This is a genomic window from Bartonella sp. AS69XJJH, from assembly GCF_042195585.1.
Taxonomy (GTDB): Bacteria; Pseudomonadota; Alphaproteobacteria; order Rhizobiales; family Rhizobiaceae; genus Bartonella.
The window spans coordinates 69,849-83,695 of the sequence record NZ_JBHIOO010000002.1 but is presented as its reverse complement, the minus strand read 5'-3'; the positions used below and the strand labels follow the sequence as shown (position 1 = coordinate 83,695).

Genomic DNA, 13,847 nt, shown 5'->3' with positions numbered 1-13,847 from the left:
AGAAGTTATGAGACGTGTTGTTGTTACTGGTTTAGGATTGGTATCTCCATTAGCTGGTAATATTGAATATAGTTGGAAACGACTTCTTGAAGGAAGAAGTGGTGTCCGACGTATCACTGAGTTTGATGTGTCAGATTTGCCATGCCAGATTGCTGCGCGCATCCCCTTAGGGGATGGAACAGAGGGGACCTATAATGCTGATTTGTATATGGAACCTAAAGAGCAACGTAAAGTTGATGCATTTATTGTTTATGCAATGGCTGCTGCCAACCAAGCGCTTGCAGATGCCGAATGGTTTCCTAAGAGTGATGAAGATCAGATTTGTACAGGTGTGTTAATTGGTTCGGGAATTGGAGGAGTTGAGGGCATTGTTGAAGCTGGTTATACGCTTCGTGATAAGGGACCACGTCGTGTTTCTCCTTTTTTTATTCCAGGTCGTTTGATTAATCTTGCTTCTGGTTATGTGTCTATTCAATATGGTTTACGGGGGCCTAATCATTCTGTTGTAACGGCTTGTTCGACAGGGGCGCATGCGATTGGTGATGCGGCACGTTTAATTATGTTTGGTGATGCAGATGTCATGGTGGCAGGGGGGGCTGAATCTCCGATAAATCGGATATCTCTTGCAGGTTTTGCGGCGTGTAGAGCTCTTTCTACTTGTCGCAATGATGATCCTGAACGGGCGTCACGCCCTTATGATACTGATCGTGATGGTTTTGTGATGGGGGAAGGAGCGGCAGTTGTTGTTTTAGAAGAGCTGGAACATGCCCAAAAACGAGGAGCGCGTATTTATGCTGAGGTTATTGGCTATGGTTTATCCGGTGATGCTTACCACATTACAGCGCCTTCAGAAAGTGGTGAAGGGGCTCAGCGTAGTATGATAGCTGCTCTTAAGCGTGCACAGGTGCATGTGAGTGAACTTGATTATATTAATGCTCATGGTACATCAACGATGGCTGATTCCATAGAGCTAGCGGCTGTTGAGCGTGTTTTAGGGAATTATGCACCACAAGTTTCTATGTCATCAACGAAATCATCTATCGGGCATTTACTTGGTGCTGCCGGTGCTGCTGAGGCTATTTTTTCTGTTCTAGCTATACGGGATAATATAGCCCCAGCGACACTTAATCTTGACAATCCATCGATTGAAACAAAAATCGATCTTGTACCACACAAACCGCGTGAACGAAAGATTGATACGATTCTTTCTAATTCTTTTGGATTTGGTGGAACAAATGCATCGTTGGTGATGCGACGTTTTAGGGGATAATAAGTATTTTTATTTAATTTCTGCTTTTGAGTTTTCACCTTTATTATAAGGTGAATGAGAAATTATAATATTGTCCTTAATCGCTATTGAGGAGTTATGTCCAATATGGAAAATTATTAAAGGACGTAAGTGATTCCTCTTCAAACCATTGAGCAGATAGTTATGACATGTTAATACATAAAAAACGAAAGAAATCATCTATCGTCCGTAATCCGTTGGTTATTCTCGGTCATTTTTTTCTTATGCTGATTGTGATTATTCTTTTCGCCATAAGTATTCCTCTTTATATTGGAAAGAGTATTTTTGAAGAAAAGGGAAAAATTGAGGAAGAACAAATTGTTCTTATCCATCCTGGTACCGGAATTCGTGAAATTGCTTCATTGCTAGAAAAACGTGGTTTCATTCGATCATCAGATATTTTTGTTTATGGGGTTGGTTATCACCAAAAAACAACGCATCTGAAGGCTGGTGAATATTTAATTCCGGCTCATGCTTCGATGCAGGATATTATGGATATTCTTGTGAAAGGAAAATCTATTGAGTATACATTTACAGTACCTGAAGGTTTAACGGTTCAGCAAGTTTTTGATCGATTAGCTGCGAATGAAATTTTGATTGGAGACCTTCCAAACATTTTGCCTCCAGAAGGCTGTTTAATGACGGATACTGTTCGTTTTATTCGGGGGACAACGCGTAAAGAGATTGTAAACAGATTGCGTGAAGGACAGACAAAATTAATTCATGCTATATGGGCTACGCGTTCCCCTGATTTACCTATTAAATCAATTGATGAATTCGTTATATTAGCCTCAATTGTTGAGAAAGAAACAGGCATTGCAGCAGAAAGACCAATGGTTGCTGCGGTATTTTATAACCGCCTTACAAAGCATATGCGTCTTCAATCGGATCCAACAGTAATTTATGGTCTCTTTGGAGGAAAAGGAAAACCATCCGGTCGTGCGATTTATCGTTCAGATCTTGAGAAGGAAACACCATATAATACTTATAAAATTAATGGGTTGCCCCCAACAGCTATTGCAAATCCAGGTCGAGATTCTTTGAAAGCGGTGGCACATCCACCAAGCAGTGATGCACTTTATTTTGTTGCTGATGGTTCAGGAGGGCATGTTTTTTCTCGAACTTTAGAGGAACATAATATGAATGTTCGCAAGTGGCGAGAATTAAAGGCAAAACATTGAATTTATAATGATAACACATTTTTTTTGCATCGTAAATGAGAATCCAAAATATAGTAAAATTTTTCTATTTAAACTTTTTATGAGAATGATAAAAAATCATTTTCTTGTCTGTCATAAGTGAGATTAGCATATGGATAAAAATATTTAAAAAAGCAGTGAATATACTGCTCAATAACTTACCTCAAAAAAGAGCAGAATAACATCGAGAATTGCTAAGAAAACACATTGATTAGGGGAAAGATTGAGATAATGTATAATTCAAATTTTGGAGAAACATTTATGAACAAAGTAGAGTGATGTAATGACAGTCTTTGAAAGTAAATTGAGTGCTATAAAAATAAATCAGCGCCGCGGTTTTTTATTTATTCTCTCTTCACCTTCAGGTGCTGGTAAATCAACAATTTCTCGATTACTTCTAAAAGATGGACAATTAGAGCTTTCCGTAAGTATGACCACAAGGAAAAGGCGTCCTAGTGAAGTAGATGGACTGCATTATCACTTTATTTCAAAGGAAGAGTTTGAATATAAGCGTAATAGAGATGAATTTATTGAATGGGCAGAAGTTCACGGAAATTATTATGGCACTTTACGTGAAACTGTTGAAAACGCACTAAGTACTGGCCGTGATATGTTATTTGATATTGATTATCAAGGTACCGAACAGTTGCAAAAAAAGATGCTAGGGGACACTGTATCTGTTTTTATCCTTCCACCATCAATGAAAGAGCTTGTTTCGCGTTTACATCGTCGAGCAGAAGATAGTCAAGATATCATCAATTTACGATTGGAAAATGCACGAACGGAGTTAAAGCATTGGCGTTCTTATGATTATGTTGTGATTAATGAAGATTTAGATCAGTCTTTATCTTTTATTAAATCAATTTATTTGGCTGAAACCGCAAAACGCGAGCGCTGTTCTTATCTTGGTTCTTTTGTTGATGGGCTTATTGCTGAAAAGATCGATAAATGTCTTGATTAAAAAAGATTGCATAACAAAAAGTGCAATTTTTTAGAGCACGAGATGCGCTAAAGTTACAAATTCGGAAACCGAGAGCGTTTCAGCACGGCGCGTTCCATCAATTCCAGCTTTTTCTAACAATACTTCACCTCCAAGTGTTTTGAGATTTTGACGAAGCATTTTTCGTCTTTGTCCAAAGGCGGTTTTTGTGACGAGGCTTAGCTTTTGTGCTGAGCAGGCAAGAGGTTGTGTTCGTGGAATAATATGAACAACGGAAGAAGTTACTTTAGGTATTGGTATGAAGGCTTGAGGGGGCACGTCAAAAGCAATTTTAGCAGTGGTACGCCAGCCAGTTAAAACACTAAGACGTCCATAATGAGTAGATTGAGGTTCAGCTGTAATCCGTTTGGCAACTTCACGTTGAAACATCAATGTCATTGATTCATAAAAAGGAGGCCATGGTTCAGTCAAAAGCCAATTTAATAAGAGTTGTGTCCCAATATTATAGGGAAGATTTGCAATAATGCGAGGTTTTTCTGGGCTTATTTCAAAGAGTTTTGTGAAGTCTTGCTTCAGTGCATCATTACAAATAATTTTTAATTTTTTAGGATAGTGCTTTTCTATTTCTAAGAGAGCTGGTATGCAGCGCTCATCGCGTTCTATTGCTGTTACAATGGCACCCTTTGCTAGCAAGGCACGTGTGAGACCTCCAGGACCTGGACCAATTTCAAGAACAGGTTTTCCTTCTATATTGCCTGCATGATGAGCAATTTTAGATGTTAAATTAAGATCAAAAAGAAAATTCTGCCCCAAAGATTTATGCGCTTGTAATCCATATATATCAATGACTTCACGCAGAGGAGGGAGATTATCTATTGGCATGGTATTAAACTATTTTCGGCAAGTTGATTTGCAAGTTTAAGAGCAGCAATAAAGCTTTCGGGAGAGGCTATCCCTTTATCAGCAATGTCAAAAGCAGTTCCGTGATCTGGAGACGTGCGAATAAAAGGTAGACCTAACGTGACATTAACAGTGCTATCAAAGTCTAATGTTTTAACAGGGATAAGGGCTTGATCATGATACATACAAATGGCAACGTCATATGCCTTTCTTGCGCATTCATGGAACATTGTGTCGGCAGGCAGCGGGCCTGCAATCTTGAGTCCTTTCTTTTTAAGAAATTCAATGGCAGGAGTGATAACTTCAATATCTTCTTTTCCCATTGCACCTCCTTCTCCAGCATGAGGATTAAGACCAGCAACAGCTAGTCGGGGTGACGTTATTTTAAACCGTGTTTTTAAGTCACATTCAGTAATAAGTACCGTTTGAATAATCAAATCACGGGTAAGCTGTGAAGGAACATTTTTAAATGGAATATGAACAGTTATTGGTACTGTTTTTAATCGAGGACCTGCTAACATCATAACTGGATGATAATATTTATGAAAAGCTTTATGGGCTAAATCGGCTAAAAATTCTGTATGACCTGGAAATTGAAAACCGGCATCATAAAGATTCTTTTTTGCAATAGGACAAGTGATAAGTGCACATGCATGGCCATTTTGAATCAATTGAACACAGCGTTTAATTGCTTCAATGATTCCAGCGGCATTATTCGATGAAGGTATACCTAATTGATCACTTTGTTTGTTTTTTAACGGTATGATAGGAAGAGCGTTTTGAAAATTTTTTGCGGGATTATCGATTAGAACAGATTGCACCTCAACATCAATCTGTAAAAAACGAGCGCGTGAACGAATAACATCGGGATCAGCAAGAAGTACAAAAGGTGGAATTTGGCGCGTAACACGCAAATTCCACGCTTTTAGTACTATTTCAGGACCAATTCCGGCAGGATCACCACCGCTAACAATAAGAGCAGCCATTATGAATTTTGAATGCGCGCCACTCGCCGCAGCTCTCCTAAATATTTGTTGCTTAATTCTTCAAGTTTTTGCGGGCTTCTTTTTTTACTATCTTGAAGAGAAAATATCAGTCGAGCGACATAATCATCAGAAACTCTTTTTATTTTGCAGACAGCAATTGCTTCAATTCCATCAGATGTTTCTTGTAATTTTGTCATTTTTCCAGCAGGCGTTTCAAGAATAGCTTGTTCCCATGCATTAGGAAGTTGTGGCTCCAAAAACTTTCCTAAGTGGCGGATAGTAACGTCTAAAATACCTCTTGCTTGATTGTGAGCATTGGCACATCCACGGAAATGTGCGCGAAAATTACTTGCTTCTCTTTGACGTCTTTCAAAGATCTCTGAACGACGATGTGCAGGAATGACAAAAACAATTCGCTGTAATGTATATTCGTTGGTTGAAGGTTTTACACCACCATTTTTTAATATTCTGCGTACAGCTTCTTGTTCGCTAATCATACCGGTTTCAGCTTGATAGCGTGCGCTAACAAGACGCCCCCATCCTATTTGTCCACGGATGTAATCTTTAAAGTGTTGCACAGTGATCTCAGTTTGGATCAGAATCTGGTTGAGCTGATCAATCGTCATATTATTTTGTGTCGCAAAATTCTCAAAAGCTCTATCAACTTCATCATTGCTTACTTCAATATTACGACGTTTTATTTCAATATTTTTTAGCTTTTCGTCAATAAGCTCTTTTTTAGCCTGTGCCACCAAATTGCCTTGCTTTTGTTGTAATCTGAGAAAAGCAAGGCGTCTTTGTATATCATAATTTGTGATGGGGTTGCCATTAACTGTAACAACAATAGAAGTCTGCGCAAAGACTGTCGGAATCAAAAATTCATTTATTAGCAGGCTGCTTACGTTCAAAGACGCAATATAAAATAAAGCAAGAAAACGCTTTTTCAATTTATTCATGTAAATAGGCTTTCGCATTGTTTATTAATTCTCATCAACAACTTAAAATACACGCTTTCTTTCATAAAAACAATGATAAGTTAAATGACTGATACATTCCCTTTATAAATTAATCTATCTTTTTTCCGATATCTGCAATCGTACGCAATGAAAGAGAGAAATTAAAGTTTTGCAAGGGTGTTTTTCTGCCTGGATTCGTTACCTGTTGATAACCGAATGTTAACCCGAAACATTCATCCAGATAACTCAAGCTAATTCCTCGCTTTATAAATGTACCAGATACTAAATCATAACCGGCGTTGCTATTAATGGACCAATAATCTGCCAATTTAAGTCCTGTTTGAAAAGAAATTTCTTGGCGCTCTTGAGAATATTCATAATCTGGTTGCTTTGCGATATAGGCATATTGTAGAGACGCCCAAAAATTTTGCCATTTTTGTGATGCTTCGATTTCACTACGGCGGATTTTTCCTGTTTTTTTGTCAAAGCGTCCACGCGTTTCTAAGGAAAAACCACTTTTATGGGTTGTACCAAACATTGCAACATAGTCTGAACGTTTTGCCTCTAAGCTAGAATGAATACCGACATTGAGAAAGTCCTTTTCTGCAAAAGAATTCTTTCCTGCTAGATGAAAGGATTGTCCAACAAGACCATAAAGAGACCAATTGTCATTAAAGCTTCCAGAATATCTTAGACCTATATTGGCTCTTGTACCACCTTCTACACGATCATAACCAGAAAATTTGTCTCGTTGAAAGAGAGTGGTTGCATCAAAGACAAAGCTTTGAGCATCTTCATTAGGAATTTGTCCAATATATTGTTCATTATTGCGTATAAAAATTTGTGCGGTTGGTTCTATAATATGTGTAGAATGATCAGCTGTAATGAGGAAGGGATAGCGTAGTTCCAACCCTGCTGTTGCCATGCCACGAATTTTTGAACCATGAATTGCGGATAAGGCATTGTTTTCTATAGAAGCTGTATGATTTTTGTTTGCATTGGTTGTAATGATATCAGCTCGTAGAGAGAGAAGGGGGGTTAAGATGAGTCCGTTGTGCGTGTTGATGCGCTTTTTCCACTGAAGCTCGTTTGTTAAACGCAAACTATTTCCAGCCATACCAGAAAGTCTTACTGTGTTGAGAGGGTTTCCGTTCTGGTCGGGTGAATTGAAGTCAGCATGACGACGATAAATTGATTGCATATTACTATGGAAGGTAAGCTCTCCATTATAAATGGGTTCATCTGGTGTGAAAAAATAATCGATGCGTGGTAGGACCCATGCTTGCCGAGAGTGACGTTCATAATGAGGATCATTCAATATTGAATCTTGAACTTTAAAATGATAAAAACGCATATCAAAATAATTTTTTCCTGCAAGACCATTCAGATAGATCTGAGAAAGTTGTGTAGGATTGTTATAGTTTTCAAGCTTATAGGCACGACTAAAATGCCGATCTGATTGAGCAAGAATATCCCATCCATAAGTCCAGTGTGAATTAATACGAAAATCCCCCTTTGTCGCCAGCATATAACGGTTTTTATGTTGAGCATCAATCGTGTCGTTATCGAATCTATGCGGTTTCATTTGATATATATGAGCAAAGCGAATATTATAACTGCCCATTTTAAAACGTTGACGCCATTCCCCTTCGGTTAAAAGCCCTTGTTGGGTATAAATGGTAGAAGAAAGGGTAAAATCATAATGAGGGGCGAGATTCCAAAAATAAGAATTCTTTATCCCCATACCGAGATAATCAGTATAAAAAAAGTGAGGAGTAAGCAAACCGCTAGCACGCCTGACAGTTGGATCATAGATCTCAAAATTTGGAAATTTTATAATTGGTACACCAAAAACTTCAAAACTGCTATTTTCAAACCGAATTTTTTTGACGCTATTATTCCATATGATCTTTCTTGCTTTAATTTTCCATAGGACGTCTCGATCTGGTTTATAAGAGCAAGGTTCACAGGCTGTATAGGTTGCATTTTCAAAGACTGTTATGTGATTGTGTTTGCGTGTAGCATTTTGGGCTGAAAAGTGAACGTTGTTGGCTGTATCAATACGTAAGGCATTTACAAAACCCTCGCCCAGATCTTTGGTCATATCAATTTGGTTGGAATAAATTTTATTACCATCCTTTTGAGTAATTTCAACGTTCCCTTGTGCTATAAGCCGCCCTGTTTTTTGATTGTAAATAATTTTTTGAGCGACAACTTTATTGCCATCATATTCGATTTGGACATTACCGTGTGCAGAAACAGTGTTTTCATCACGATTGTAGATGAGTTCATCCGCAGAGAGCAAAAGAGGAGATTCCGGATTTTGAAGGCGACTTTGAGAAGGAGATAGAAGGCTTTGAGCGTGCGCACAATAGGACAAAGCACCTCCTAAAATAACCCCCATAGCACTTTTAAAAGCGAGAGCACCTAATTTTGTTAAAATAGTTTTTTTAAGTGTTAATGCTTTCACTTAGCCATCCTCTTTATGAAGTAAAAAAGAGATTCCTAAGAATAACGCAATAACAACGGGTGTCCAAGCTGCAATAATTGGTGGAATATATCCAGCATTACCAAAAGCTTGAACAAGTACGGAAATAACATAAAGCATAAACCCAGCTATTACGCCACCAAGAATCAACATTCTAGATTGCCCAAAACGTGTAAAATTTAAAGATACAGTTGCTGCAATGAGGGTCATTGCTACAAGCAATGCTGGTAATGCAATCAAAGATTGGAAATACATATCAAAATTATTAGCAGAATAGCCAAATGAACGTGCAATCATAATTTTTTTTGGCAATTGGTAAAATGGAATGGTTGCGGGATTCACTAAACGTTCCGTTAAAAATTCAGGTTTTAGATTGGTTTTTATTTGCAACACGGTAAACTTTTCAGGAGGATGCCCTATTTTATAGATTGTTCCATTTGTTAATAGCCAAAATCCATTAGTCAAGGTTGCTTTTGGGACGTTAATCCAATTTTTGACGGTTGCGTTGTCATTGTATTGTACAAAGGTTGCATCGAGAAGAGAAAGCCCTTGATCGGTGATAGATTTGGCACCAATGGTTGTTCTGCCTAAATTTGTACGCTGTGTTAACCAGTGAATACTTGTATTGTGAAGAGGTGTTAGTACATTGTTATTGCGCCATTCAGTCATCTTTTTTTCTGCTTGAGAAAATCCCCATGCAGCAAGTGGATTAATGAGAAGAATTGAAAATAATCCCAAAAGAAAAGCACCAAAACAAGCTGGCATAAGAAATTGCCATGCAGAAACACCGATTGAACGAGTCACCACAAGTTCAAGTTTTTTGTTGAGCGAGATAAGCGTTGCCATTGCAGAAAAGAGTGCAATGAAAGGGATAAGTTGTTGCATGATAAAAGGGATGCGTAAAACAGAGAGGAAAAATGCATCTTTTGCTGTATAATGCGGAAGGGAAGATAGCCTACCGGAATTCTCTGTGAAATCGATTAAAAGAGCAAGAACAAAAATGCTTCCCCAGAAATAACAAGTTATTTTAAGATAACGTATAAAAAAATATCGTCCAAGTGTCCACCCAATCATGATATTTCATCCGAGGAATCTTGAGATTTTCGATGTTCAAATTTGTTCATTATTTTTTGAAAAGCGATTTGAAGTATCTCATTAACTTTTGTGGGAAGCCCAATTTTATGATTCGTTAAAAGCATAAAAAAGACAAATGCACTTGTTCCTATGGGCATAATATAAAGGAGAGGAACGTATGCAAGATCGTTCTTTGATTTTTCTGCGAAAAAATATCCCATCCAATACACCAGAAAAGAAAGGGCAATTGCCGAGAGATTTGCGGAATGACGCGCTTGTCGATGGGAGCGTACATCCCCTGCCGCTGCTAATGCAATAAGTGAAAAAACAATAGGGTAGAGCCATTGTGTTAATCTGCGGTGAAATTCAGCTTTATATTGGAGTGGTTTTCGTTGATAGTAGGGATCTTTTGGGTCAGGGTTTTGTAAATAAGAAAGAGACCGATCTTTTGGATAAAGAGTAGGTGTTTTATCACTGGGGATAAACTCTCCTAGGCTAAAAGTATATGAGCTAAATTGCACGATTGAAACACTGTTATTTTGATGGTTGACTCTTTCTATTTCACCGTTATTGAGAACCAGAAAACTGCCGTTTTTATTGCTCACAATGGATGCGTCTGTTGCATAATAAAAAAGATCAGTCTTAGGATCACGCTGGTCGGCAATGAAAAGGCGTTCAAGTGTTCCATTTGGATTTCGTTCGCCAATTTCTATGTAAAGGTTATTGGCGAGTTTTTGAAAGCTCCCTTCACTAATGAATAGATTAATAAGATCAAAATGAGCGCTTGCTAGCATTTGTCGCATATGAAGACGCGCTTGAGGAACAACAAAATTAGCTATAGAAAAGGAGATACAGGATGCAACAATAGCAAGAAGAAGGATAGGTTTCCAAACAGTACTTTTAGGAAAACCAGAGGCATTTATGACAGCAAGTTCTGAGTCTTGATGCATTGCTGAGAGGATGGTTGTAACTGCGATCACTAATGCAAATGGAATGACAAGAAAAATAACAGAAGGAACCAATGAGAGTGAAAATTGTAAGACTGTAAGGAGTGTTTGTTTACTTGTTGTGAGAAAGTTTATCCGTGCAAGAATTTGTATAGTCCAACTAACGCCCACTGCAGCAATCATGACAGAACTAAACAAAACAAGGACACGTTTCAGGATGTAGAACTCAATAATACGCATAAATTGGGAAAAATCCTCAGTTTTTAATTCGATAGCAAATATTTTTACTGCTTTCGGTTAAAATGTAATAAAGTTTGAAAAAATATCCTTTCATGAATTGGATATTTTACCAAATAAATAATATAAAATTGCCTATGAGGTCCTCTTTAAATTTTCCGCACATTATATTTTATTTTCAACTATAGTCTACAAAGAATCTAGAAAATAACTTAATTTTTTTTATTAACGTTGAAAATAAAAACTTTTGTCTTTTAAAGGACACGTGCAAAAAGGTGATGCATCTTAATCAAAAAAGAGGGTTTATATCTTGAACCGTTTCCTTTGTATTAGGGATATAGAAGTTTTTCTAAAAAGATGTTAGCTTTTTTATAAAGAATGATGAAGGCTTAAGAGGTTGGATATTTTATTCTATCATTTGACGCAGTCAACGCTAAAAGATATTTTGCCGACGCTTGTAGAGCGTGCATTGGCTCGTTTTTGTAAGGTAACAATACAATGTGTAAGTGAAGAACAACGCGATTCTATGGATATGCATTTATGGGTTTATGCGGATGAATCATTTATTGGACACGGAACTGAGTGTGATCAATATTCAAACTTTCAGCCTGTATTTCTGACAACAGGACAAGAAAATCCGAATGATTCAAAGGTTCGTTTTCTCATAGAGGGAGCTGTTTGTTCGGATATTGATGCTTATCAACGGCTTGTCGTGATATTTGATGGTAGCAGTGAAGAGCAGTTGAATCTCGTTCGTACACAGTGGAAAAAATATAAAATGGAAAATCATAATTTAACGTATTGGCAACAGACTGAAGATCGTCGTTGGGAAAAACAGGTTTAATGCGTCTCATCTCTGTTGTTCTGATTTTTATAGGATTGCTGGGAATAGTAAATCCAGCACTTTTTATTACGGAAGGCTCAGGGGGAGGACGTTGGGTTTTTATTGTGATTTTTCTTTTAGGCATGCTAAAGATATGGCCTATAATTAAAAAAATGAAACGCCATAATGATGATGATTATTGATCGAATTTTGCTTGTTTTATGGGCTGTGATGTTGGCCTTCTTTTGCGTTTCGTGGTTGGGGACAACGCATATCTTATCAGAAATGTTTGCTGTTGCTTATATGAGTAATATTGCAGATTTTTTATTTTTCTTTTTGAGTGCCTTGTTCGCGGGAATATTGTGGTGGAAAATACCGCAACCCCTGTCTTTAAAAACGAAACTGGCAGCATTTTTGCCGCCAGTCCTTATTTTACTTTTCGTTATTATATTTTAGTTGGATATTTCATCATCTGTAAATCCGACGAAGCAAATCAGTGAAATAAAAGAAGCAAGAAGCAAATAATAACCGATATAAGATGTATCGAAATGTTGCACCAGATATTCTGCAATATAAGGAGCGAGAGATGCTCCTATGATAGCAGATAAATTGAAAGTGATAGAAGAACCGGTATATCGAATTGCTGTTGGGTATGGTGAAGCCAAAACAGCACCAAGAGGACTGTATATCATTCCCATGAGAGACAAACCAATAACAGACATTGCAAGGACCCCTATAACTCCAGAATCTAAGAAATAAGGAATTGCGAAAGAATAAATACCGGTGATGATTGTAATCGAAATCATCAAAGTTCTACGTCTAATACGGTCAGCGAGTCTTCCAGTGATGACAGTAAAAATCCCACAAAAAATAGCACCAACAATTTCGATTTGAAGAGCTTGATGAAATGGCAATTGCAAATGGTTTGTTGAATAGCTTAATAAATATGTAGTAACCAAGTAAAACAAAACAAAAGTTGCCATACCAGAAAATATTCCAAGAAATAGGATTCGTGGACATTTTAAAAAGACATCTATGATAGGAACTTTGACATGCTCTTTGCTTTCAAGAGTTTTTTTGAATTGAACAGTTTCATTGATTGAAAGACGGACCCATAATCCTATAATCATAAAAACAACTGAAGCAATAAAAGGAATACGCCATCCCCAGGCTAAAAGTTCTGCACGATCAAGGAAATGCAACAGACCTAAATAAACAGCAATAGATAAAAACAAACCTATTGAAACGCCTAATTGGGGGAACATCGCATACCAGCCGCGCTTTTCTGGAGGGGCATTTTCTGTTGCGAGCAGAACAGCTCCTCCCCATTCTCCTCCTAATCCAATTCCCTGTCCAATACGGCACAAGGTTAAGAGGAAAGGGGCAAACCACCCAGCTATTTCATAAGTGGGAAGAAAACCAATAATGACTGTTGAGAGACCCATTGTGAGAAGAGAAGCGATAAGTGTCGCTTTTCTTCCAATTTTATCTCCAAAATGCCCAAAAACAACTGATCCAAAAGGGCGGGCAAAAAAGGCTGCTCCAAATATTAGGAAAGATTGTAAAATGGCAGTCTGATCATTTTGTGTTGGAAAAAACACATGAGGAAATATAAGAGCTGCGGCAGTGCCAAAGACATAGAAATCAAAGAATTCAATTGTTGGGCCAATAAGGCTTGCAAATAAGATCCGACGAGGGGAGTTTCTGTTGCTTGTAGCTTTCATTTCTGAGTTTATAGACATGAATAGAATGTCCCTTTCAGTATATGACAAATCAAATGACGAGTTAACTGACTATAACTATAGAAATTTCAAATCAGTGTCGAGTCAATATTATGACACTTCGTTATATATTAGAACAAAGATTATGGATGATGAGTATGAAGAAGTATTCTATATATTATCCAAATTGAATAAAATAAAGACACTGCTTTAAATGCTGTAGAATATGGCAATAGATGGGCATAAATGCAGCTCTCATTCACATTGCTGTTTCCTTTAAAGCTTGAT

Annotated in this window: 12 protein-coding genes and 1 pseudogene; 6 read left to right on the top strand and 7 right to left on the bottom strand. The window is 37.5% G+C overall.

What is annotated here, in order from left to right; translation table 11 throughout:
• Nucleotides 1-7 precede the first annotated feature (7 nt).
• From fabF to gmk, 3 genes and pseudogenes are all read left to right on the top strand, one after another.
• Nucleotides 8-1,270 (top strand): beta-ketoacyl-ACP synthase II, encoded by a 1,263-nt coding sequence (gene fabF, locus ACFIK6_RS01625; RefSeq protein ID WP_375641557.1) that lies wholly within the window; start codon nucleotides 8-10, stop codon nucleotides 1,268-1,270.
• Nucleotides 1,271-1,356: 86 nt separating this feature from the next.
• Nucleotides 1,357-2,469: pseudogene (mltG, locus tag ACFIK6_RS01620) on the top strand (endolytic transglycosylase MltG).
• A 301-nt stretch (nucleotides 2,470-2,770) separates the two neighbouring features.
• Nucleotides 2,771-3,448, top strand: a complete 678-nt coding sequence (gene gmk, locus ACFIK6_RS01615) for a guanylate kinase (protein WP_375641496.1) — start codon at nucleotides 2,771-2,773, stop codon at nucleotides 3,446-3,448.
• Between the two features lie 30 nt (nucleotides 3,449-3,478).
• Here the strand turns inward: gmk and rsmA are convergent, their stop codons facing one another.
• The 6 genes from rsmA to lptF form a co-directional block, all read right to left on the bottom strand.
• Nucleotides 3,479-4,309, bottom strand: coding sequence for a 16S rRNA (adenine(1518)-N(6)/adenine(1519)-N(6))-dimethyltransferase RsmA (rsmA, locus tag ACFIK6_RS01610; RefSeq protein ID WP_375641495.1), 831 nt, complete (start codon nucleotides 4,307-4,309; stop codon nucleotides 3,479-3,481).
• Complete coding sequence (gene pdxA / locus ACFIK6_RS01605) at nucleotides 4,300-5,313, bottom strand: 4-hydroxythreonine-4-phosphate dehydrogenase PdxA (protein ID WP_375641494.1); 1,014 nt, start codon at nucleotides 5,311-5,313, stop codon at nucleotides 4,300-4,302. Before pdxA ends, rsmA begins: the two co-directional genes overlap by 10 nt.
• Nucleotides 5,313-6,269, bottom strand: coding sequence for a SurA N-terminal domain-containing protein (locus tag ACFIK6_RS01600; RefSeq protein ID WP_375677289.1), 957 nt, complete (start codon nucleotides 6,267-6,269; stop codon nucleotides 5,313-5,315). Before ACFIK6_RS01600 ends, pdxA begins: the two co-directional genes overlap by 1 nt.
• 109 nt (nucleotides 6,270-6,378) lie before the next feature.
• A complete protein-coding gene (locus ACFIK6_RS01595; protein WP_375656775.1) occupies nucleotides 6,379-8,739 on the bottom strand; it encodes an LPS-assembly protein LptD in 2,361 nt (786 codons plus the stop codon).
• Nucleotides 8,740-9,831 carry an LPS export ABC transporter permease LptG gene (lptG, locus tag ACFIK6_RS01590; protein ID WP_375641491.1) on the bottom strand — a complete coding sequence of 364 codons (1,092 nt, stop codon included), beginning with the start codon at nucleotides 9,829-9,831 and terminating at the stop codon, nucleotides 8,740-8,742.
• Nucleotides 9,828-11,018 (bottom strand): LPS export ABC transporter permease LptF, encoded by a 1,191-nt coding sequence (lptF, locus tag ACFIK6_RS01585; protein ID WP_375641490.1) that lies wholly within the window; start codon nucleotides 11,016-11,018, stop codon nucleotides 9,828-9,830. The genes lptG and lptF overlap by 4 nt, the downstream gene beginning before the upstream one ends.
• Before the next feature lie 394 nt (nucleotides 11,019-11,412).
• Here lptF and ACFIK6_RS01580 point away from each other — a divergent pair, with 394 nt between their 5' ends.
• From ACFIK6_RS01580 to ACFIK6_RS01570, 3 genes are read left to right on the top strand one after another with little or no spacing between them, the layout of a single operon-like run.
• Entirely contained in the window at nucleotides 11,413-11,859 is a 447-nt protein-coding gene (locus ACFIK6_RS01580) for a DNA polymerase III subunit chi (protein ID WP_375641489.1), read from the top strand.
• Nucleotides 11,859-12,041, top strand: a complete 183-nt coding sequence (locus ACFIK6_RS01575; RefSeq protein ID WP_375641488.1) for a hypothetical protein — start codon at nucleotides 11,859-11,861, stop codon at nucleotides 12,039-12,041. The genes ACFIK6_RS01580 and ACFIK6_RS01575 overlap by 1 nt, the downstream gene beginning before the upstream one ends.
• Nucleotides 12,031-12,294, top strand: coding sequence for a hypothetical protein (locus ACFIK6_RS01570; protein WP_375641556.1), 264 nt, complete (start codon nucleotides 12,031-12,033; stop codon nucleotides 12,292-12,294). The genes ACFIK6_RS01575 and ACFIK6_RS01570 overlap by 11 nt, the downstream gene beginning before the upstream one ends.
• On the opposite strand, the gene ACFIK6_RS01565 is transcribed toward ACFIK6_RS01570, so the two are convergent.
• Nucleotides 12,291-13,580 (bottom strand): MFS transporter, encoded by a 1,290-nt coding sequence (locus ACFIK6_RS01565; protein WP_375641487.1) that lies wholly within the window; start codon nucleotides 13,578-13,580, stop codon nucleotides 12,291-12,293. The two genes, ACFIK6_RS01570 and ACFIK6_RS01565, sit on opposite strands and share 4 nt — an antisense overlap.
• Nucleotides 13,581-13,847: the final 267 nt, after the last annotated feature.

What these genes read in the sequence shown, in the direction of transcription:
- fabF (WP_375641557.1), top strand. Translation starts at nt 8, where the DNA reads ATGAGACGTGTTGTTGTTACTGGTTTAGGATTGGTATCTCCATTAGCT.
- gmk (WP_375641496.1), top strand. Translation starts at nt 2,771, where the DNA reads ATGACAGTCTTTGAAAGTAAATTGAGTGCTATAAAAATAAATCAGCGC.
- rsmA (WP_375641495.1), bottom strand. Translation starts at nt 4,309, where the DNA reads ATGCCAATAGATAATCTCCCTCCTCTGCGTGAAGTCATTGATATATAT.
- pdxA (WP_375641494.1), bottom strand. Translation starts at nt 5,313, where the DNA reads ATGGCTGCTCTTATTGTTAGCGGTGGTGATCCTGCCGGAATTGGTCCT.
- ACFIK6_RS01600 (WP_375677289.1), bottom strand. Translation starts at nt 6,269, where the DNA reads ATGAATAAATTGAAAAAGCGTTTTCTTGCTTTATTTTATATTGCGTCT.
- lptG (WP_375641491.1), bottom strand. Translation starts at nt 9,831, where the DNA reads ATGATTGGGTGGACACTTGGACGATATTTTTTTATACGTTATCTTAAA.
- lptF (WP_375641490.1), bottom strand. Translation starts at nt 11,018, where the DNA reads ATGCGTATTATTGAGTTCTACATCCTGAAACGTGTCCTTGTTTTGTTT.
- ACFIK6_RS01575 (WP_375641488.1), top strand. Translation starts at nt 11,859, where the DNA reads ATGCGTCTCATCTCTGTTGTTCTGATTTTTATAGGATTGCTGGGAATA.
- ACFIK6_RS01570 (WP_375641556.1), top strand. Translation starts at nt 12,031, where the DNA reads ATGATTATTGATCGAATTTTGCTTGTTTTATGGGCTGTGATGTTGGCC.
- ACFIK6_RS01565 (WP_375641487.1), bottom strand. Translation starts at nt 13,580, where the DNA reads ATGTCTATAAACTCAGAAATGAAAGCTACAAGCAACAGAAACTCCCCT.